The following is a 21,215-nucleotide window of genomic DNA, read 5'->3' on the forward strand; positions in this document are numbered from 1 at the left end:
TTTGGGACCTTGGCCAGCCACCCCGTTGCGGCCCGATTCATCAGCCAATCTGGGTGATCTCCGGCCCTCGCTCCGGCTGCTGCAAGGCGGGATCTGCAGGGGGAACCGAACCCTGCGGAGCGCCGGCCTGGCCGGGTACCGCAGCATCCTTGGGCAGCCGCAGCTGCAGCAGCTCGCGCGGAGGCATGGGGTTGTCGCCGCGGACCACCACTACTTTGCGGAAGAGCTCCTCAAGACCTGCAGCGGCATCGCGCTCCAAGGCAGCCTGCCCGCCCAGGACGCCGCGGAGGAACCACCGCGGCCCGTCCACTCCCATGAAACGGGCTGCACGGAAACCTCTGCTGCCGTCTGTCGCTTCAGCAGGCAGTTTGGCCACGAGTTCAGTGCCGAAAGTTCCGGAAACTTCTTCGGTTTCCCCGCCCTGGCTCGCCACCGATTGGGTGATCTGTTCACGGATCTCATCCCAAAGTCCTTCGGAACGCGGTGCCGCAAACGCCTGGAGTTGCAGGCTGGAACCGTTGAGGTCCATGGTCACGGCGACCACGCGTTGGGTGGCTTCTTCAACCTCAAGCCGCAACTGGAGGCCCTCGGCCGGTGCGATCAGCAGTGCACCGAGGTCCACGTAGCCATCGCGGCTGTCGATTTCGTCGATGTCCAAGGGGCCTTTGCCGAGCCGGAAGTCACCGGGAGTGCCGGAACCACCTGGTTCAGAACGTGATGCCCCGGTACCGGATTCCTCGACGGTGCCGGCGGTTTCCGGCTGCTCGTCCTTGGACTTTTTGCCGCGCCCAAAAAGCATTGGGTTTTCTCCTTAGTAGTGGTCTATCCCCAAGTAAACCGCAACCACGTTAAACCTGGCTAAACCGCTCCCATGCGTCAAGCGTCGGCGTGCGGTACGCAAGGTTCAGTAGTTTCTCAGGCCTTCGGTGCGTTGAAGCCGCCCGTGGACCCGAAGCCGCCGGTTCCCCGAACGGAATCGGACAGTTGGTCAACAGCAACAAACTGCGCGTATTCGACGCGCTGAATCACCATTTGTGCAATTCTATCGCCGCGCTTGAGGTCAATGGCATTGTTTTGGTCGGTGTTCAGGAGCGTGACGGCAATTTCGCCACGGTAGCCTGCGTCAACAGTCCCGGGAGCATTGACCACGGTCAGCCCGTGTTTGGTTGCGAGCCCGGAACGGGGGTGGATCAGAGCCACGAATCCGTCCGGCAGTGCAATGGAGACACCTGTTGGAACGAGTTTGCGTTCGCCGGGGGCAAGGTGGACATCTTCGCGGGAGCGGAGATCGGCGCCCGCATCTCCTGGGTGAGCATAGGACGGGGCTTCCAAGCCGGCGTCGAGCATTTTCAACTGCACCTCCAGAGTGGGGGCGCCATATGCTGCGGTGGTTTCGCTGCTGTCCGCGACTGCGGAAGCGGCATCTTTACTGAATACTGCGGTCTCGTTGCTCACAGTGGTCCAGTCTACCGGGACTTGTTCCTCCTGAGCCGGTCCGGCCACCCGGGACCAACCGCGCGGGAGGGCGCAGCTTGGGGCCGACGCCCGATAAGCTGGATCCATGCCTACGCCTGACCAGTCCTCCCCCGTTCCTGCCCGGAACACCCCTTCGGCCTCAGAGGTCCTGTACACCGAGAAGCTATGGCCGTCAGTGTGGATCTGGATTGTGGTTGTTGGTTTGTCCGGCGCGGGCGTCCTGATGTTTGGTCCCATCAGCGCTGCCACCGGCATCATCGCTGCCTTGGTGCTGCTGGCCATCATGACCATCATGCTGGTGCTCTCCACGCCCACCATCACCGTCACCACTGACACCGTCAGAGTGGGCCGGGCGAGCATCGACCGCAAATTCGTAGGCTCGGTCCAGGCGTTCACCAAAGCAGAGGCCACCGCCGAGCGGGGGCCCCGCCTGAATGGACTGGCCTTTATGTGCTTCCGGGGCTGGATTGACCCGGTGGTCAAGATTGAAATCACCGACCCCGCAGACCGGACCCCTTACTGGTTGGCGTCATCCCGACGTCCTGATGAGCTGGTTTCGGCACTGACTCCCTCAAGGGGCTAGCTGAACCCGGCCATGACCTTGGTGTCGCACCATGTCTGCCGGCATTCGCGGCTGGCGTGCTGGGACTAGTTTTCGCACTCCCTGCAATATTGGTGCCCGCCCCTTTCGGCAGCGATCTGGGACTTGTGCTTAACCAGGAAACAGTTGAAGCACGTAAATTCGTCAGGCTGCGGTGGCATCACTTGAATGAGGAGTTCTTCGCCGGAGAGATCCGCACCCGGTAACTCAAAGCCATCGGCAAGCTCCGTCTCATCGACGTCCACTGCGGAGGACTGCTTCCCTGATTGGCGGGTCTTCAGCTCCTCAAGGGAATCCTCGCTGACATCTTCCTCGGTTTTTCGAGGGGCATCGTAGTCCGTGGCCATGGTCCTTCTTCGTCCTCCATACCTGTTCCTGGCGGGAACCGGAACGCAGGAACTTCCCTGCATCCGGATAAAGGGCAAACGCCGGATGCCCCGGATTTGTGCCCGATCTCGGCCAGATTGTCCTCCCCCCTGCCCTGAATGTCCATAGCCATGGTTTTGAGCGGATGTTGGCTGGAAAGCTCTCGCGAATCCACCGGTTTTCAGCGGAATATCACGGCACGCCCTTTGTCCTAGTAGGAAAAGACCCCAGTGGGTGGCAGAGTTTCGAATGTCAGTTATGCCATGTGGTGGAGGGTGTTATGCAGGATCTACGACTGGTAGGCGTCCACGACGACGGCGGGCATCTGCTCTTGAGCGGCCCCGGTGGTGCGATGTTCCAGCTTCCGATCGACGAAGCCTTAAGGGCCGCGGCGAGCCGCACCCCTGCCCAAGTGGCGGCACGCGCCTCCAACACAGCTATTGCCATGTCGCCCCGCGACATCCAGGCCAGGATCCGCAGCGGTGCCACGGCCAGCGAAGTTGCCGAGCTGTCAGGCCTCCCTCTTGCCAACGTCCAACGCTATGAGGGGCCCGTGCTTGCAGAGCGCGAGTACGTGGTCCGTCAGGCCCGCAACATCGAGGTTGCCTCCCCGGCTCCGGGGCACGAGATCTACCGCTCCGCTTTTGGCGACAACCCGGCCACTCTGGGCGAGATGGTGGACTACCGGCTCTCGGCGCACGGCATTGATTCCTCCACGGTGGACTGGGATTCATGGCGCCGCCCGGACGGCACTTGGACAGTGGTCGCGCGTTTCGAGACTGTCCCCGGCGCTCACGGGAGCATCGGCGAAGAGCCGCCTGCCATGTGGACCTTCAGCCCCCAGCGCAAGTCGCTGCAGAACGCCAACCGCTGGGCCCAGCAACTCAGCGAACTTGAACCGATGGACGGCCCGGTCCCCGCCAGGCGGCTTGCCGCCGTCTCGGACAGGCCGTTCGATTTCGAGTCCGACGCCGAAACAGCCGCACGTGCGTCAGCGAAAGAATCAGACAGCCTCCTGGAAATGCTCCGTTCACGGCGCGGCCAACGTCTGGGCGTGGACGAAGACGGCGACGACGCCTTGGCTGTACTGCTGAGCAACGTCCCCGCAGCCCACCCCCGGCCCGGAGAAGAACATGATGAGGCGGCTGAAGATACCGGCCTCCAAGATGCCGGGCCGGTGGCCACCGGCGCCGAAGAGCCAGCACGTAAAGACGGACGTCCTTCAATGTTGCCGCGGCTGAGCCTGGCTCCGCAGCACTTCGAATCCCACGACGCCGATGACGACTCCCTCAAGCTCCACAACGGAGTGAGCACCGACACCCGTGAAATAACGGTGGTAGCCAGTCCCCTGCGGCCTGTAACGTCGCTGTCGGGCCGTAAACCCGCGGGACTGGATGAACTCCTGGGCGGCAGCGGCAATCCGCGGCCACAGGCAGACGACGATGCCACCGGCACGCCATCGGCCCGTGACCTCCATGGGGATGAGACGCCGTCAGAGGATCAGAAAGACGCAGAAACGCGCAAGGACATTGATGCCCCTGCGGAACGCCAGCCGTCCCGTCCCAAGCGGTCCAGCATCCCGAGCTGGGACGAGATCGTGTTCGGCGCCCGCGGCGACTAACGTCACCGACGGGTGATCACCTGCCCGGTTGGATCCCGGCGATCGGCTAGCTTTGCCGCACAGCCCCCGCGCCTGGCCAGAGGCAGGCATCGATGTCGAACGGCAGGGGCTGGTCCGCGCCGGCCATGAGATGGGCGCCATGAGCCGTGACGCGCCTCATGTAGTGCCGGCGGCACAGCGTCTCATAACCCACCGCCTGCGCGGGAACGGCCTCCATGGGCAACGTGTCCTGCACGTGCAGGGTGTTCTCCGTGTGGGCAGCGTCGTCGCCGTTTTGCGGTGCTACGTCGCCCACCATCACTTGGTCACCTTCCACCACCATGATGCCGTTCACGGTGCGGGCGTTCTGGGTTGCGCGGCGGCCGCACCAGCACAAAGCTTCAACCTGGAGTACTTGCACTTTGTCGGCAAGTTCAATGAGTCGCTGTGAGCCGGGAAACAAGCGGGTGCGGAAGTCTGAGGTGATACCGAAGGCGAAGACGTCCACCTCCATCTCATCCACTACCCGGGCCAACTGCTCAACTTGGACGGGCGAGTAGAACTGGGCCTCGTCACAAATGAGGTAGTCCACGCGCAGCCCGTTGGTTCGCCGGGCCACCACTTCGTCCCAGAAATCGGTGCTGTCCACAACTTCCACGGCATCGGTTTGCAGGCCCAGCCTGCTGGAGATCGTTGAATCACCCGCGCGGTCGTTGCAGCTGAAACGGACACCTCCGCGTCCCCGTGCACGGTGGTTATGGTCCATTTGGAGAGCCAGGGTGGACTTGCCGCAGTCCATGGTGCCTGAGAAGAAGACCAGCTCAGCCACGCTTGCCCTTTTTCCCCACAGCGCCCTTGGCTGCAGCGGCGAAGCACAGCAAAGGTACTTCGCGTTCCGTTTTGGTCAGCGATCCGTGCTGGCCCACTACTTCCAGTGATGCTGGTCGGGCCCGCCGGGTGTCATACAGAGCCAGGGTGTCCCGCGCCGCAATCATGACATCGCCAATCCGGGGAGCGACCTCGGGTCGCACCGCGCCAAACAAGCCTGCGTCAACAGCCTGCTCCCGCGTAAAGGCCCAGATTCTTTCACCAAAGCGCGAACGCCAGGCCGCAATCAAGGATTCCCTGTGTGCAGGGGTGGCATCCGGTTCAAGATAGAGATGCACCATGCGGGGCTCCCCGGCTGTGTGCCGGACTCCGGCCACCAGGGTTTCGTCAGCGGAATAGTCGATCCTCTGGGATTCAGGGACGTCCAACATGCCGTGGTCGCCGGTCAGCAGGATGGTGGTCCCGGGTGGCAGTGCGGTGGAGAGCCTTTTCACTGTGGAATCGAGTTCTTCGAGTTGGTGCTCCCAGCGGTCCGACTGGCAACCGTAGCGGTGGCCGGCCTTGTCCAGCTCGTTGGCGTAGAAGTACATCAGGGAACGGCCACCGCCGGACATAGCCTCAGCGGCCGCGGCAGTCCGCGCATGCAGCGTGGTCCCGCCAACAAAGCGGCTTCCCCGGAGTGCAGCCTGCGTCATCGGGGAGTTTGCGAACTGCGGCAGGCTGACGGTGACAACGTCCAGTTCCCCGGCCAACCTCTCGAAGACCGTAGCGTGGGGTTGCCACTGTGCGGGGTCCACGTTCGAATCCCAGTTTCCCAAGAGATTGACTACCTTGTCCTGGGCGGGGTCGAGGACGTCGTAGCCCACCATTCCGTGCTGTCCAGCAGGTAGACCCGTGCCGAGGCTGGCGAGGGATGCCGCAGTGGTACTGGGGAAGGCGGCGTCGATCCACGTGGGGACGTTGCGTTGTCCCTCCGCCATGACCGATCGGAGGAAGGGCGTGTGGGAAGACTTCTGCTTCAGCAGGCTACGGCCAAGACCATCGGCAAGAACCACGCAGACACGCTGCGCTGGTGGCAACTGAAGGTGGTTGGTGAAGTCTGGCATGCCCAGGGATGCTGCAGCACTGGTCAGGACTTCCGCTATGGACTTGCTCCCAAACAGCGGGGGCGATGGGAGGTCTGCGGCCGGAGAGTTTCCCGCAGAGGTGTTCACCGGGTTCTGTGCGGTTTCCCTCAACGCTGGTGCCCGCGGCTGAGGCGGTTGCTGAAGACGCCCGAACGCGGCCTCGGTGCAGGAATGCTGGCATGTTGGGCAGGTGATGGGTTGCCTGTATTGACTGCCCGTAGTGCTCGGGCAAAAATCTTGGCGTCCTGAACAGCTTGGAGCCCGTCTGCTTCGGCACTGATCCGCAGGACAATGTCTTCCTGGGCAATGGTTCCGCTGTAACCATGATCGGCTTCACATTGGGGATCACCGCAGCTTGCGGGGCCCATGTCCAGCCGTTGGCCGCCGGACCAGGCGATGGACACCGTCATTTCACGGACAGGATCTGAGGGCTTGTAGTCCTGGGGCTGTGAATACATGTAGCTGAGGACCACTGAACGGATCTGGGCCACCGGTACCGATTCAGTGGAAACCTGGGCAACGATCTGCTCTCCGGCCTCATCCAACTGCTGGTCATCCACGTGGGTAATCACCAGCATGTCTTCGGTGAGCACCAGCACCGTGATGTGCCTGCGGACCTCGGCCCGGTCAAAGTGGGTCTCCAAATGGACCAGGTGGGAGAGGCACTCGCGGCCGTCCAGCGCGTCATCAACCACGTCGGCCACCAAACGCGGGTAGAAACCTGCCTGCTGCAGCGCCTGGTCCAGGCTCTGTCCCTGCGAGCTGTGATGGTGGGCGGTGTGGGGCCCGGTATTGGACGGGCGGGATTGAGGCGTCGGAGACTGGGTGCTCATTCCCCCATTTTCACAGATCGGTTGGTGACTACCTAACCGTGCGGCCCGCTCCTGTGACTAACCCCGCATGGCGCGTCGGGCACTGTCCGTGCGCTGCGCAGCATTGCCGATCCATACATCCGCTCCCAGGATGGTGGCTCCTGAGGGACCCGCCAGGACAGGATTGAACTCCACCAGTGCGATCCCGGGGTGGTCATCCTTGAGCTTTGCAAGCCGGGCCGCGATGTCCTCCAGGGCCTCCACATCAACCGCGGGCAGTCCTTGGTAACCGAAGAGCTTCCGGGATGCCCGTGGCGAACGGATGACGTCGTGCAGATCGGCAGCAGATAGCGGCGGCACCCGGTGCGCCCAATCGTCCAGCAGATTCACGGCATCGCCGGCCAACCCAAAAGACAAGACCGGCCCCAACAGCGGGTCCTCCATGGCACGGAAGGTGCAAGCCTGCCCAACCGGCGCCATTGCCTGTACTTCGAGCGCCGGAGATCCATAAGGCTCCAAGGCCCGGCGCATTTGGGCTACGTTCTGCCGCAGGGATTCGGCGTCCTGAATATCCAAGCGCACGCCTCCAAGATCCAGTCGGTGACGCAGCGCGGGATCGGTCGTCTTGAGGACCACCGGCCAGCCCACAGTCTCCGCGGCCCGCACAGCCTCATCAGCGGTACCGAATCCCAGCGTCGGCACCACATCGATTCCGTAACCTGACAGCAGCGCGGCGGCAGCACCGGCGTCGAGCTTCCTGATCTTTTCGCCCGTAACGCCGGCCAGCATCGCGCTCAGCATCTCCCTGGTGCCGTCGACGTCACAGCCCTCGGGCTCCACGAAGAGCCCTTGGTCCCGGTCGCGCCACTGCGCGTAACGCACGATCGCCGCGAGAGCAGCCACAGCAGCACCGGCATTTGAATAGCACGGCAGGACGGGATGTCCGGCAGCACCCACCATGCCCTCCACCTGAACAGAAGGGTCCAGGATTCCGGTGAACGCCGCCACAATAGGCTTGCCGGCCTCGGCGGCGCATTCGGCAAGGACGCTGGCGAGCGACTCCACGGTCAGCCCGCGCGCCGGGAGAAGGGCCGCCACGATGGCATGCACGGAGTCGTCGACGAGGCTTTCCCGGAGGCTGGCCCTCAGGGCCGGCAGTGCCAGCGACATTCCGGCGTCGAGGTCAAGGTCCGTCACCAGCTTGCTCACATCCAGCCCGAAGGGCCCGGCAGCATCGGCAACCACTTTGGCCAGCGCCACGGAATTCGAGTAAACGGCCACGCCCGGGCCCTTGGGCAGCGCCTGAGAGGACGCTATCTGGGCGATGTCCATGAGTTGCTCGATCGTCTCAACACGGATTACACCGGCCTGGCGCATCATCGCATCCACTGCCGCTGCGGGCGCCTGGGTGGTGCGGACCTCGTGCCCGGGCGGCAGGCTGAGGCCTGTGACGTCCGACTTGGCAACGATCACGGGTTTGCTGCGGGACAACCTGCGCGCCAGTCGGGAGAATTTGCGGGGATTGCCGATCGACTCAAGATAGAGGCCAACGGCGGCAGTATCGGCGTCGTCCTCCCAATACTGCATGGCGTCATTGCCGGAGACATCCGCACGGTTTCCTGCGGAGAGGAACGAGGACAAACCGAGCCGGCGGCGGCTGGCGGCGGCGTAAACCGCCACACCCACGGCAGCGGACTGGCTGAACAGGCCCAAGCTGCCCCTCGGCGGCATCGTGGGCGCCATGGAAGCGTTCAGGGACACCGCCGGGTGCGTATTGAGAATCCCGAGGGACTCAGGGCCAATGACACGCATTCCGTTCGCCCTGGCCCGCCGCACCAGGTCATGCTGACGTGCGAGTCCCCGCTCGCCGTCGTCGGCAAATCCGGCCGTGGCCACCACAATCCCCTTGACGCCTGCCGCGGCGCAATCGTCCACTACGTTGGGTACTTCCTCATAGGGGACCGCGATGATGGCCAGCTGAACCGGGCCAGGGATCTCGGACAACTTTGCGAAGGAAATCATTCCGGCGAGTTCGAACGCTTCCGGGTTGACGGCATAAACCGGTCCCTTGAAGCCGCCTTCAATGATGTGCTCCAGCAGTTGGTAACCCACGGTCCCCCACTTGCGGCTGGCACCGATTACAGCCACGGACGACGGCGACAAAAGGTCGCGCACGCTGCGCGCCTCCGCGCGGTGCTCGCGTGACTCCATGACGGCCCGCGATTTCTCCGTGGGATCGATGTTGAATTCAACGCTGACGACGCCGTCGTCGAATTGGCGTTTGAGGTCATAGCCGGCGTCGGCGAAGACCATCAGCATCTTCCGGTTATCCGGGAGGACCTCCGCCGTAAATCGGCGGATGCCGTTCTCCCGGGCGGCCACGGCCAGATGCTCCAGAAGGATGGAGCCGATCCCGCGGCCCTGATGGGCGTCGGAAATGTTGAACGCGACCTCGGCCTCGGTGGGATCGTCCAGACGGTCGTAGCGGCCGATCCCCATGATTTCGCCGCCGATGGTAATGACGAACGCCACGCGGTTGATGTGGTCCACTTCGGTGAAACGCCGGACTTCCTTGCCGGAGAGCTTTGGCTTGAACGAGAAGAACCGCATGTAGATGGAGGCCTGCGACTGGCCGGCATGGAACGCCTGCAAAGCGTCGGCGTCCTGGGGCCGTATGGGGCGAAGGTGGGCTGTCCCGCCGTCGCGCAGCACGACATCAGCTTCCCAATATTCCGGATAAATGCCGACGCTGGGCTGATCCACCATAGGCTTAGCCTAGCTAAAACATCCGCAGTTCAACTTTCAAGGATTCACCGACCCCATGGCCCGCAGCCAAAAATCAGCACGCACAGCCGAGCCCCTTGGCGATTTCACAGAGAACATCGTGGACATCGACGTCACGTCCGAGATGGAAGGCTCCTTCCTGGAGTACGCCTACTCGGTGATTTATTCGCGTGCGCTCCCGGACGCCCGCGACGGTCTGAAGCCCGTTCAACGCCGCATCCTGTACATGATGTCCGACATGGGCCTCCGCCCGGATCGCGGACACGTCAAGAGCGCGCGCGTGGTGGGCGAAGTCATGGGCAAGCTCCACCCGCACGGCGACACCGCGATCTACGACGCCATGGTGCGTATGGCGCAGGACTTCTCGCTCCGCCTGCCGCTGATCGATGGCCACGGCAACTTCGGATCGCTCGACGACGGACCGGCAGCTCCGCGGTACACCGAGGCACGTTTGGCGGCCGCCGCGCTGACCATGACGGACCATCTGGACGAAGACGTTGTGGATTTCGTCCCCAACTACGACAACCAACTGACGCAGCCCGACGTCCTCCCGGCAGCATTCCCCAACCTGCTGGTCAACGGCACCACGGGCATCGCCGTAGGTATGGCCACCAATATGCCTCCGCATAACCTGGTGGAGGTCATCTCCGCGGCACGCCACCTGATCGCGAACCCTGCTGCCACGCTGGACGAGATCATGAGGTTTATCCCAGGCCCGGACCTTCCCACGGGTGGCCGGATCGTGGGCTTGGACGGCATCCGGGATGCCTATGCCACGGGACGAGGATCCTTCAAGACCCGCGCGAAGGTTGAGGTGGAACAGCTGTCCGCCCGCCGTACGGGCCTGGTGGTCACCGAACTCCCCTACATGGTGGGTCCGGAAAAGGTCATCGAGAAAATCAAGGATGCAGTCAACGCCAAGAAACTGACCGGCATCAGCGATGTTGTGGACCTCACTGACCGTAATCACGGCCTGCGCCTGGTCATCGAGTTGAAGAACGGCTTTAATCCCAACGCCGTGCTCCAGCAGCTGTACCGCTACTCGCCCATGGAAGATTCCTTCGGCATCAACAACGTCACCTTGGTGGACGGCCAGCCGCAGACCCTGGGTCTCCTGCAGTTGCTGCAGGTGTACGTTGGACACCGCCTGAATGTGGTGCGCCGCCGCACCTCCTTCCGCCTCGGCAAGAAGAAGGACCGCCTCCACTTGGTGGAGGGCTTGCTGATCGCGATCGTGGACATCGACGAAGTCATCCAGATCATTCGCTCCTCCGACGAAGCCTCGGCTGCGCGTGAACGCCTCATGTCCATCTATGACCTCACCGAAATCCAGGCCAACTACATCCTGGAACTGCGCCTGCGGCAATTGACCAAGTACTCGCGCCTTGAGCTGGAGAAGGAACAGGACGAACTCCGCCGCGAAATCGAGGCACTTGAAGCCATCCTTGCCTCGGACGAGTTGCTCCGCGATCTTGTCTCCGGCGAGTTGGCCGTGGTCGCGGAAAAGTACGGCACGCCCCGGCGCACTGTGCTCCTGGAATCAGAAGCGGTCTCCCCCACCGTTGCTGCAGCGTTGGCAGCGTCCGTCCCCGGGCCCAAGGGCAAAGCCGCAGCGTTGCCCCTGGAAATTCCTGACGACCCCTGCTGGGCCCTGCTCAGCGTTTCGGGCCAAATCGCCAGGACATCCAACCAGGAGCCGCTCGCCGAGGCAGGCCCCCGTACCAAGCATGATGTGTTCCGCTCCGTGGTGAAGACCACCGCGCGGGGCGAAATCGGCGCGGTCACATCGCAGGGACGCATGCTGCGGCTCCAAGTGATGGACATGCCCGTGTTGCCACCGGTGTCAGGCCTGCCCAACCTGGCCGGTGGCGTACCGGCCAAGGACTTCATCACGTTGCTCAAGGGTGAAACCTTGGTGGCGTTCGTGCCCCTGGACGCCGTCCTCGCCATAGGCACGCTCCAGGGCGTAGTGAAGCGTGTCCAACCGGATTACCCGCTGAACCGCGAAGACTGGGAAATCATTGCCCTGAAGGACAAAGACTCGGTGCTCGCTGTGGAAGCGGCGCAGGAGGACAACGTTGACCTGGTCTTCGTGACCCGGCAGGCTCAATTGCTTCGCTTCAGTGCATCGATCGTCCGCCCGCAGGGACGCACGGCCGGAGGCATGGCCGGCATCAAACTTGCCGCGGGCGACGAAGTGATTCACTTCGGTACCGTCCGCGCGGACGATCCTGCCGCCGTCGTAGTGACCATCGCCGGAACCAACGGCGCGCTGCCCGGAACGGCACCTGGAACTGCGAAAGTGACCGCATTCGAGGAATATCCGGCCAAGGGCCGGGCCACTGGCGGCGTACGTGTCCACCGATTCCTCAAGGGCGAGGACACTCTGCTCCTGGCTTGGGCAGGGCATGGTCCCGCCAAGGCGTCCTCAGCGGCCGGGGTGGCACGAGCACTTCCCCACGAACACGGCCGCAGGGATGGATCCGGGGTTCCGCTGTCACAGCCAGTGGAAGCGATCGGCCCGAGCATGGCGTGGGCTGAAGCCACAGAATAGCCGCGGAGTCGTTCCGTCACCCACGGCGGCGGCGTCAGGCACGGCGGTGGTGTCACGCACGGCAAAGGCCGGGGGTACAAGCCTCCGGCCTTTGTGATGCCGTAGCCATGTGAGGCCACCGCGTGGGCTAGCCGGTTTGGTTGAGGCTCAGTATGTTTCCCTCACTGTCCAGGAACCAGGCCGCAGCGCTACCGTCCGGCATGGTGGCGACGCCGTCCTCGGTCTTCAAGCCAGGGAAGTCGTAGTCTTCAAACTTAACTCCCTTGCCTCGGAGCTCCTGTACCGCGGCTTTGACGTCACTGACCATCCAGCCGATCTGAGTGTTCTTGGCAGTCCCTGCATTCGGTGTCTGATAGATGAAGAATCCGGTTCCATCGCCGCACTTGTACTGAAGGTTGTCGTCGTCGTCCGGATTTTCGGGTTCCAGTCCGAGTTTTTCGCTGTAGTAAGCGCGTGCCCGGGCTATGTCCTGTGCCGGTAGGACGGCACCAACCTGCTGATCCTTGAGCATTGTTTTCTCTTTTCCGGCTCTCCCCCCGGAACGAACTTTACTCTCGGGCGGGTCCATACGTTATAGAAAACGACACCATATTTCCCGGGATGTTCCGGGCCGCGCAGGGGTGTGGGCTGGATCAGTTTAGACTGGCCGCATGCCCATCATTCCTGATGAAAAAGACTGGACCTGGGTGCTCACAGAGCCCTGCCCCGAGTGCGGCTTCGACCCCGCCACGGTGACGCCTTCCACGGTGCCCGGCACCGTCCTGAACATGCTCCCCCGCTGGCGGGCCGTGCTGCGCAGGGAAGGAGTGGCCACGCGCCCCAATGACCACACGTGGTCCAACCTTGAGTACGCCTGCCATGTCCGCGACGTCTTCAGCCTGTTCGACCAGCGACTGAACCTGATGCTCACGGAGGATGACGCCCGTTTCGCCAACTGGGACCAGGACCAAGCGGCGATCGACGGCGAGTACGCAACAGCTGATCCTCGAACGGTGGCCGACGAACTTGAGGCCGAGGGCAAGGAAATTGCCGGGTCCTTCGCCCGGGTCACCGAGGATGATTGGCAGCGCAGCGGGACCCGAAGCAACGGATCCTCCTTTACCGTGCTGACGTTCTCCCAGTATTTCCTTCACGATGTTGTCCACCATCTTCATGATGTGGACGGTTAGGCCCTAGAGCATCTTCTCCCACGTCATGCTGCGGTTCACGGGCGTGTAGCCCATGCCGAGGTAGAGTTCCAACGCCCCCGTGGGGTTGGCTGAGTCCACGTCCAGTGACGCCACCTCCATTCCAGCTGAGGCGTAGCGCTGCATGGCGTCGGCGAGGAGTGCTTGGGCAATGCCCCGGCCCCGATAGGCACGCCGCACACCAAGGAGCTCCGTATAGCCTTCAGTGAAACCGCGCTCCGCGGCCGAGTCGGGATCGAAGCTGGTCAGCTGATAACCGGCCACCTCCCCCGTGGCGGTATCGATAACCACCGCGCTGAGATCGTGCCTGGCAGTAGGTTCCTCAATGGTGAAGCGCCAGGATTCTTCATCCCGTGGCTCGCTTCCCCAATGGTCCCTGAACGCATCATTGTGCGCTCGGCGCACGGGTTCAAAGAGTGATGGTTCCAGCGTCTTCAGCTCAAGTCCTACATTCAGGGGCGCCTGGGGCAGTTCGCGGGAAAGGGGCCGGTGCATTTCGTTGAACCAGCGCACAGCACCGTAGCCGTGGCCCATCAGGAGTGCGGCCTGATGCTCGTGTTGCTCCTCGGTCTGGATCCGGAGACGGGGCGGGGCCGTCATATGCCCGGCAGCCTGGTCGGCGTGGAACCGCCTGCGCACTTGTCCTTCCTGCCACACCAGGACGGCGGAGCCGATGCCGCGTTGTTGCCATTCCGGGTCAACACACGCCATTCCGGTGGCTTTGTCTCCGCCGGGGTTCTTGACGATGCGCCCATAAGCACGGGCCACGCCCTCGGAGTCCAAGCCCAGGAGAGTGCTTGTCTCCGCCGGGTTCTTGGTGGACTCCAGCACATGGAGCAGGTCGCCGCGCTTTTCATACCAGACGGGATGTTCGGCCGCGGCTGTCCGGGCTATCAGGCCCGCCCAGTTATCGAGGTCCTCCATGGTGGCTGGTCGCCAGCTCAGCCCGGTGGCAATGGCATCAGGAATGGCTTGGCTCGGGGTTTTGGAAGGCATGCCAACAGGCTACTGAGGAGTAGGCCTTCCCACCAGTTCCGCCGCGCCCGGTGTGGATCTCACGGAAGCATGCTCCGCGGCAGCCTGCCCTCCAGGCAACTCCAGCCGCACATCTGCCGGGTCAATGTCCTCAGGGTTGTGGGTAACCAGCACAACGGTGACGTCCTTGAGTCCGTTGCGGAGAATGGCCATCATGTCCCGCGCCGAGGCCGCATCCAAATGGGCCGTTGGTTCATCAAGCAGCAACACGGACGCTCCGGTCAGCAGCGTCCTGGCCATGGCAAGGCGCTGGCGTTCTCCGCCGCTGAGGAAAGAACCTCCGGGCCCGATGCGGGTATCGAGCCCCTCCGGTAATGCTGCCACCACTGAATCAAGCCCGACGTCGGCCAGGGCCTTATGCATCTGGGCCTCGCTGGGCTTTGCTGCGGCCGGCCGGCTCAACAGGAGGTTGCCGCGGATAGTGGAGTCGAACAGGTGTGCCTCTTGGGGGCACCACGCCGCCGTCCCGGAGAGCTTCACAGTTCCTTCCGCCAGCGGCAGGAATCCCAGCAACACGGAGAGGAGCGTGGACTTCCCCGCGCCGGAGGGGCCAGTCACGGCCAGCCAACGGCCCGGACCGGCAACCGCGTTCACGCCGGCAAAGACTGTGGGGCCACCCGGCCACGCCGCTGACGCGTCCGTAAGTTCCAGGCCTGCCCCGCCAGGACGATCCGGCAGGCGACGCGTGCCGCCGTCGCGGTTTAGTGAGTCGTGCTCTTCAGAAGGGCTGGCGGGGCCGGGCGTGTCCAAAGCGCCGGATGATGAAACCCGGCCCAGGACGGCTGCGAGCGCCGGTCCTTGGCGTACAGCGGACACGATTCCACCGAAGGGTTCAACCAGTGCGAGTTGCATCAGGACAATGACGGCTGCGAGTTCAGGGGCGATGGTGCCGTTGAGCACGGCAGGTGCGCTCAGGGCGCCGGCCCACAGGGCGGCAAGAGAGCACGCGAGGACAATGGTGGCCTGGCCCAGCCCTTCTGCCCATGCCGAGCGCTGCGCAGAGAGGGTGGCGTTGCGGTCCTTGGCGCGCAGTGCGTCAAGGATCGGCTCCTGCACTGCGTTGGCGTTGAGTTCCGCTCGGGCGTCGAGGGCGGCGGCCACTCCCCGCAACACGACAGAACGCATCTGTTGTTCGGCTCTGGCCGCGTTCCTGTCAGCCAGGACCGCAAGGGTTGGCGCAATGAGCAGGCCCGCTACGGCGGACACCACTACAGCCGGCAGTGCCTCCGGCACAACGATGGCTGTGGCGAGGATGGCCGCGGCTCCCACTCCGAGGGCGGTCACGGGCGGTAGGACAACCCTGGGAAGAAGGTCCCTGAGGGTGTCTACGTCGTCCACGATGGTGCCCAACACGTTGCCGCCTTGGAGGAGGCGCCGGAGGGACAGCGCCTTGCGGCTCAACGATGCCCAGAGTGAACCGCGGAGCCGGGTCATGGCAGCGAAGACGGCGTCATGGGTCAACAGACGCTCGCAGTAGCGCAGCACGGCCCTTCCTATGCCGAAGAACCTGACTCCCACGATCGCGCCGAGCAGGTAGAGAATGGGCGGCTGTTCGCTGGCCCTGATGATGAGCCACCCGGACAGGCCTGACAAAGCTACTGCAAAGAGGGCGGCCAGGACGGCTACTACACCGGCGGCGGCAAACTTCCAGCGCACGGGCTTCAGTGTCCGGAGAAGACCGTGCAGGCTGCCGGCCGTGGGAGCGGACGGGAGCGCGATTTTTGCTTCAGGGTTTTTCGGGGGGACTGCAGCTGCCCGTGCTGTTGCAGTGGCCCCGTGCGAACTGCCCGCTCCGGGTGCCGAGGGCGCTGAGTTAGGGTGCTGTTTCCCCACAGGGACCAGGTGATCGGCGAGCGCCCGGGTGGCGGCGTCGTGGGCCACCAGGATCACGGTGACGTTGCCACGAAGCGACTCAATGGCGCGGCGGACCACGCTTGCCGAATAGTGGTCCAGATGGGCGGTGGGTTCGTCGAGCAGCAGTACTGTTGCGCCGGCCTCCACACGGGCCAGTCCGCGGGCCAAGGCAACTCTCCGCAACTCTCCGGGGCTCAGTTCCGCTGGATTCCCGGCGGCCAGGTGCTCGGCGGACGCCTTTCGAAGGACACGGGTGACGGCTTCGGCTGCGTTCCCCCGGTATCCCTGCAGATAGAGCTCAATCTCTGCCTGTACAGTTTCAGTGGCCATGACCGGGTGTTGCGGCACCCACGCCACTGTTCCGGGGGCTGCTCCGGTGATGGTCCCGGTGACCGAGGCCCCCGGCCCTTGCCCAATGAGCCCTGCGAGGACGCCAAGGACTGTGCTCTTCCCGGCGCCGCTGTCGCCGTCGAGGGCCGTGACGCGGCCCGGCTCTGCCGTAAAGCTGAGGGGCCCGACGGCGGGTGCTGACCTTCCGTGGTACGTCACCGTCAGTCCGCTCACCACCACCCCGGCCTGAGCTGGGCTGGACACCTGGGCTGGGCTGGACACCTGAGCTGTGCTGGACACCTGGGCTGGGCTTGACGGGTCGTCCTCCTGCAGCCGCTGGTGCGAGGGGGCGTCCAGTACAGCGTTGGTGGTTTCGAGGGCGGCCCTTCCGTCATCACTGGCGTGGTGGGCGGTGCCGAGCTCCCGGAGGGGAAGGTAGCAATCCGGGGCCAGGATCAATGCGAGGAGTCCTGCTTCGAGGGCCATATCGCCGTGCACCAACCGGACGCCGATAAACACAGCCACCACGGCCACCGAGATGGTTGCGATAAGTTCCAGGGCCAGCGCGGAGAGGAACGCCGTGCGGAGCGTACCCATGGTTCGGGCACGGTATTGCTCGGAAATGTCTTCCAGCGCTGCGCGCTGTTCGGTGGCACGTCCGAGGCCCACCAGGACGGGAAGTCCTTTGGCGAGTTCAAGAATGTGGCCGGACAGTTTCCGGAGCGTGCTTTGCGCCTCCCGGACGGTGTCCTCGGTGTGCCTGCCGATCAGGACCATGAAGAGAGGCACCAAAGGAACCGTCAGGACGATCACCACGGCACTGACCCAGTCGGCGAAGAGGATCCGTGCACCGATCAGCAAAGGGACCGTGGCGCAGTTCACGATTGCCGGCAGGTACTGGGTGTAGTAGTCGTCCAGCGCGTCCAGGCCCCGCGTGGCAAGGATCGCCAGTCCGCCGTCGTTCATTCCCGCTACCGGTGACGGACCGGCGTCGGACAGTGAGCGCCTCAGCAGCCGGGCCCGCAGTTCCTCCTTGACGCCCAAGGCGGCCCGCCTGGACGCAATGCCTTGACCCCACACGGTCAACGACCTCAGGACCGCACCGGCCGCGCCCCAGACGAGTCCGTTGTGCCAGTCCCCTGATCCGGAGGCGAGCCCTGCCAGCATCCCCGCCACGGCTTGCGCCATGAGAACCAGGGACAGTGCCCTGAGGGCGGACATGAGGCCGATGGCGTACAGCGCCGATCGCGTTGCCGGGCCGGAGGGGAACACGGGTTTCATGGAGCGACTAATCTCCCGTTTGGCTTCGTGTGGCGGAGGGGCTGTCCTTGGATACCATCACTTTCGCGGCAATGGCGGGCAGGAAGCCGTGGGCTTCCGGGATGTGGGCTGCGCTGACACGCCGCCGGAACACCCAATACGTCCATGATTGGTAGGCGATAACCAGTGGCAGGCCAACGGCCGCCACGATGCTCATGAGGCCCAGCGTGTAGTCCGAAGACGAGGCGTTGGAGATGGTCAGGTTGAAGGCGGGATCGATCGTGGAGGGGATGACCACAGGGAATGCGGCTCCGAAGATGGACGCTGTGGCGCAGACAATGAACGCGCCGAGGGCACTGAAGGCGCGGCCCTCGGACCCCGCGCGGGCCAGCCGCCACGCCAGCACGACGGCGATAACCGCGGCCGCCACCAAAGCCCAGGTCCACGGCTTGCCGCTCAGGAACTGGACAGCCACCATCCAGCCAAACATTGGCAACACCGCAAACGGCACCAGTCGCACAAACCAGCGGCGGGCCCGGTAACGAACATCGCCGTCGGTCTTCAGGGCGAGGAACGCCAAGGCGTGCACCAGCGCGAACGCCACCACACCGAAACCGCCCAGGAGTGCATAGCCGCTGAACCAGGCCATGGGGCCACCCACGCGGTCACCATTCTCGTTCAAGGGCAGTCCCGTGGTGGTGAGCGCCAGTGCGGCGCCGATGCCGAAGGCGGCCACGAAGGACCCGATGGCGATCGCCCAGTCCCAACGGTTGCGCCAGCGCTCTGAGTCCACCTTGCCGCGGTACTCAAAAGCGACTGCCCTGAAGATCAATGCAGCCAGGACTGCAAGGAGCGGGAGGTAGAGGGTGGAGAACAGCGAGGCGTACCAGAGGGGGAAAGCGGCGAAAGTGGCACCGGCTGCGGTGAGCAGCCACACTTCATTGCCATCCCAGACCGGGCCAATGGTGTTCAGCAGTACACGCCGGTCAGTATTGTTGCGGGCGAACAGCTTCATGAGCATGCCGACGCCCAGGTCAAAACCCTCCAGGAAGAGATACCCGGTCCACAACACTGCGATGGCCACGAACCAGATGGTTGGCAACAGTTCCATTGTCATTACCCCTTGGTTTCTAGTAGGCGAATGCCAGGACGTCGTCGCCGGACTTGTCCGGGCCGCCGCCGTCGTCGTTCTTATCGTGTGGATCCTTTGAGTCCTGCGCGTGCGCCAGTTCGGGCATCGCCGAGGCCACCCCGCCACGGATGTACTTGACCAGGAGCTTCACTTCCACCACCAGGAGCACGGCATAGATGGCGGTGAGAACCACCAGCGAGGTCATAAGCTCGCCTGCGCTGACGCCCGGCGACACCGCAGCGGCGGTGAACATGAACACTTGATCGATGCCGTTCATATCCGGGTTGGGGGCCACCACGAAAGGCTGCCTGCCCATTTCGGTGAAGATCCAGCCGGCGGCGTTGGCGCCGAACGGTGCAAGTATCCCGAAGACGGCCAGACGCATGAGCCACTTGGACTCGGGAACCACACCCTTTCGGGTCACCCAGAGTGCGAGCAGGGCGGCGAAGGCGGCGATGCCACCGAAGCCGATCATCATGCGGAAGCCCCAGTAAGTGACTTCCATGACGGGAACGTATTGGATTTCCTGTCCGGCGCGCTCGCCGTACAGGGGGTTGTCCGGCAGGTGGGTTCCGTACTTCTCCTTGTACTCACCCAACAGGCTGTTCACACCCTTGACCTCTGTGGTGAAGTCACCCTTGGCCAGGAAGGAGAGTATTCCGGGTACTTCAATGACAGCCACAATGTCGTCGCAGTTTGTGGCGCCAAGGTTACCGACGCTCAGTACCGAAAAGCCCGTGCCGTCGTGGCAGGCAGCTTCTGCTGCAGCCATCTTCATGGGCTGCTGCTCGAACATGAGCTTGCCCTGCAGGTCACCTGTGATGGCGGTTCCGGCGAAGGAGATCATGGCCACCACTGCACCGATTCGGAGGGACGTCATCCACACGGTGTAATCGGTCTTGTCGCGGCCCGGGATGGCGGCTTCACCGGGGACCAGCTTGCCGTCCTTGCCCACAACGTCCACGCCATCGTGACGTCGACGCCAGAGGTGGTACCAGGCGATGCCCAGGAGGAAGGCTCCTGCTACGGCGAGTGCACCGAACAAGGTGTGGGGCACGGCAACCAGCGCCGTGTTGTTGGTAAATACCGCCCAGGCGTCGGTCATCACTGGCCGGCCGTCCACCATTTCGACTCCCACGGGGTGCTGCATCCAGGAGTTCGCCACAATGATGAAGTACGCGGAGAAGACCGAGCCAATCACGGCGATCCACAGGCAGGCCAGGTGCACACCGCGCTTGAGCTGCTTCCAACCAAAGATCCACAAGCCCAGGAAGGTGGATTCAACGAAGAAGGCCAACAGAGCCTCGAGGGCCAATGGTGCGCCGAATACGTCTCCGACGAAGCGGCTGTACTCGCTCCATGCCATGCCGAACTGGAATTCCTGGACGATGCCGGTGGCTACACCCATGATGAAGTTGATGAGGAAGAGTTTCCCCCAGAACTTGGTCATCCGCAGGTATTCGGGCTTGCCGGTGCGGTACCAAATGGTCTGGATGATGGCCACCACCAGGCCGAGGCCGATAGTGAGCGGCACCATCATGAAGTGGTAGACGGTAGTGATGCCGAATTGCCAGCGTGCGATTTCCAAGGCGTCCATGGCTGTCCTTTGTGCGGTGGACCGAAGTACGATGACCTAACTTCTACGTCACGTAGAAAACTTCTCTTCTACACAGTGTAGAACAAACAGAGGCCGACGAAACCCATTCTTCAAGTGGCGTAACCCACGCGCAAGGGACTTCGGCCGGAAGCGACGCGCCGATAGTTCTACCTCACGTAGAATGAAGGTCTGAAAAGCGGTAGATTTATTGTGGAATGTTGGATCATCGCTTCCGACAGCAGGCACGCTGCACCGGAAAGCGGAAGGTAGGGACGTATCGATGGCAAGTCTTGGGGAACTGGAACGGGCAGTGATGGATCTGCTCTGGGCAGGCCAGGAGGCTGCAACTGCCAACACACTGCGCGATCTTTTGGCGCAGGATTCCGAGGCCGGGGACGGCACAGCGGGTCATCAAGGCAAGGACCTGGCAGTCACCACGGTCCTTACCGTGCTCTCACGCCTGGAAAAGAAGGGCCTGGTGGAGCGCGAACGCGGAACGCGGCCGCACCGCTACCAAGCCGTCTCAAGCCGCGCGGACCACACCGCCGAACTCATGCATGAAGTCCTGGGCTCCGCTCCGGACCGCGAGGCCGTGCTTGCCCGCTTCATTGGTTCCGTCACCGAAAGTGAAGCCGCTACCCTGCGCAAACTGCTCGGCTACAATTAGCCACT

At 63.5% G+C, this 21,215-nt stretch carries 17 protein-coding genes; 5 read left to right on the top strand and 12 right to left on the bottom strand.

Going from position 1 to position 21,215, the window contains the following annotated elements; all coding sequences use genetic code 11:
* Positions 1 to 40: 40 nt before the first annotated feature.
* A complete protein-coding gene (locus tag ACIQH5_RS11570; protein WP_400403266.1) occupies positions 41 to 799 on the bottom strand; it encodes a DUF3710 domain-containing protein in 759 nt (252 codons plus the stop codon).
* Positions 800 to 915: 116 nt separating this feature from the next.
* Positions 916 to 1,455 (bottom strand): dUTP diphosphatase, encoded by a 540-nt coding sequence (dut, locus tag ACIQH5_RS11575; RefSeq protein WP_400403268.1) that lies wholly within the window; start codon positions 1,453 to 1,455, stop codon positions 916 to 918.
* 106 nt (positions 1,456 to 1,561) lie between these two features.
* On the opposite strand from dut, the gene ACIQH5_RS11580 reads away from it, so the two are divergent.
* Positions 1,562 to 2,059, top strand: coding sequence for a DUF3093 domain-containing protein (locus ACIQH5_RS11580; protein ID WP_400403271.1), 498 nt, complete (start codon positions 1,562 to 1,564; stop codon positions 2,057 to 2,059).
* Positions 2,060 to 2,124: 65 nt separating this feature from the next.
* Here the strand turns inward: ACIQH5_RS11580 and ACIQH5_RS11585 are convergent, their stop codons facing one another.
* Positions 2,125 to 2,424 (bottom strand): DUF4193 domain-containing protein, encoded by a 300-nt coding sequence (locus ACIQH5_RS11585; protein ID WP_400403274.1) that lies wholly within the window; start codon positions 2,422 to 2,424, stop codon positions 2,125 to 2,127.
* A 299-nt stretch (positions 2,425 to 2,723) separates the two neighbouring features.
* On the opposite strand from ACIQH5_RS11585, the gene sepH reads away from it, so the two are divergent.
* Positions 2,724 to 4,064 (top strand): septation protein SepH, encoded by a 1,341-nt coding sequence (gene sepH, locus ACIQH5_RS11590; protein ID WP_400403277.1) that lies wholly within the window; start codon positions 2,724 to 2,726, stop codon positions 4,062 to 4,064.
* Between the two features lie 46 nt (positions 4,065 to 4,110).
* Here sepH and ACIQH5_RS11595 read toward each other — a convergent pair whose 3' ends face one another.
* The 4 genes from ACIQH5_RS11595 to ACIQH5_RS11610 are packed head-to-tail and all read right to left on the bottom strand — an operon-like array spanning position 4,111 to position 9,576.
* Entirely contained in the window at positions 4,111 to 4,872 is a 762-nt protein-coding gene (locus ACIQH5_RS11595; RefSeq protein WP_400403280.1) for a thymidine kinase, read from the bottom strand.
* Complete coding sequence (locus ACIQH5_RS11600; RefSeq protein WP_400403282.1) at positions 4,865 to 6,109, bottom strand: alkaline phosphatase family protein; 1,245 nt, start codon at positions 6,107 to 6,109, stop codon at positions 4,865 to 4,867. Before ACIQH5_RS11600 ends, ACIQH5_RS11595 begins: the two co-directional genes overlap by 8 nt.
* Positions 6,106 to 6,831 carry a DUF5998 family protein gene (locus ACIQH5_RS11605; protein ID WP_400403284.1) on the bottom strand — a complete coding sequence of 242 codons (726 nt, stop codon included), beginning with the start codon at positions 6,829 to 6,831 and terminating at the stop codon, positions 6,106 to 6,108. Before ACIQH5_RS11605 ends, ACIQH5_RS11600 begins: the two co-directional genes overlap by 4 nt.
* 57 nt (positions 6,832 to 6,888) lie before the next feature.
* Positions 6,889 to 9,576: a GNAT family N-acetyltransferase gene (locus ACIQH5_RS11610; RefSeq protein ID WP_400403286.1), complete on the bottom strand. Its 2,688-nt coding sequence runs from the start codon at positions 9,574 to 9,576 to the stop codon at positions 6,889 to 6,891.
* A gap of 55 nt (positions 9,577 to 9,631) precedes the next feature.
* Here ACIQH5_RS11610 and ACIQH5_RS11615 point away from each other — a divergent pair, with 55 nt between their 5' ends.
* Positions 9,632 to 12,148 carry a DNA topoisomerase (ATP-hydrolyzing) subunit A gene (locus ACIQH5_RS11615; protein ID WP_400403288.1) on the top strand — a complete coding sequence of 839 codons (2,517 nt, stop codon included), beginning with the start codon at positions 9,632 to 9,634 and terminating at the stop codon, positions 12,146 to 12,148.
* Positions 12,149 to 12,275: 127 nt separating this feature from the next.
* Here the strand turns inward: ACIQH5_RS11615 and ACIQH5_RS11620 are convergent, their stop codons facing one another.
* Positions 12,276 to 12,659, bottom strand: a complete 384-nt coding sequence (locus ACIQH5_RS11620) for a VOC family protein (RefSeq protein WP_400403290.1) — start codon at positions 12,657 to 12,659, stop codon at positions 12,276 to 12,278.
* 139 nt (positions 12,660 to 12,798) lie between these two features.
* Between ACIQH5_RS11620 and ACIQH5_RS11625 the strand changes: the two genes are divergently transcribed.
* Complete coding sequence (locus tag ACIQH5_RS11625) at positions 12,799 to 13,317, top strand: DinB family protein (protein WP_400403292.1); 519 nt, start codon at positions 12,799 to 12,801, stop codon at positions 13,315 to 13,317.
* Between the two features lie 3 nt (positions 13,318 to 13,320).
* Here the strand turns inward: ACIQH5_RS11625 and ACIQH5_RS11630 are convergent, their stop codons facing one another.
* Genes ACIQH5_RS11630 through ACIQH5_RS11645 form a run of 4 tightly spaced genes read right to left on the bottom strand, consistent with a single transcriptional unit; the run spans position 13,321 to position 20,543 of the window.
* Positions 13,321 to 14,331, bottom strand: a complete 1,011-nt coding sequence (locus tag ACIQH5_RS11630; RefSeq protein ID WP_400403294.1) for a GNAT family N-acetyltransferase — start codon at positions 14,329 to 14,331, stop codon at positions 13,321 to 13,323.
* A 9-nt stretch (positions 14,332 to 14,340) separates the two neighbouring features.
* Positions 14,341 to 17,835: a thiol reductant ABC exporter subunit CydD gene (cydD, locus tag ACIQH5_RS11635; protein WP_400403296.1), complete on the bottom strand. Its 3,495-nt coding sequence runs from the start codon at positions 17,833 to 17,835 to the stop codon at positions 14,341 to 14,343.
* Positions 17,836 to 17,842: 7 nt separating this feature from the next.
* A complete protein-coding gene (gene cydB, locus ACIQH5_RS11640) occupies positions 17,843 to 18,925 on the bottom strand; it encodes a cytochrome d ubiquinol oxidase subunit II (protein ID WP_400403524.1) in 1,083 nt (360 codons plus the stop codon).
* Between the two features lie 19 nt (positions 18,926 to 18,944).
* Complete coding sequence (locus tag ACIQH5_RS11645) at positions 18,945 to 20,543, bottom strand: cytochrome ubiquinol oxidase subunit I (protein ID WP_400403298.1); 1,599 nt, start codon at positions 20,541 to 20,543, stop codon at positions 18,945 to 18,947.
* A 280-nt stretch (positions 20,544 to 20,823) separates the two neighbouring features.
* On the opposite strand from ACIQH5_RS11645, the gene ACIQH5_RS11650 reads away from it, so the two are divergent.
* Positions 20,824 to 21,210, top strand: coding sequence for a BlaI/MecI/CopY family transcriptional regulator (locus tag ACIQH5_RS11650; protein WP_011774471.1), 387 nt, complete (start codon positions 20,824 to 20,826; stop codon positions 21,208 to 21,210).
* Positions 21,211 to 21,215: the final 5 nt, after the last annotated feature.

Origin of the sequence: Paenarthrobacter sp. NPDC091711 (assembly GCF_044756605.1) — a bacterium.
Classification (GTDB): Bacteria; Actinomycetota; Actinomycetes; order Actinomycetales; family Micrococcaceae; genus Arthrobacter.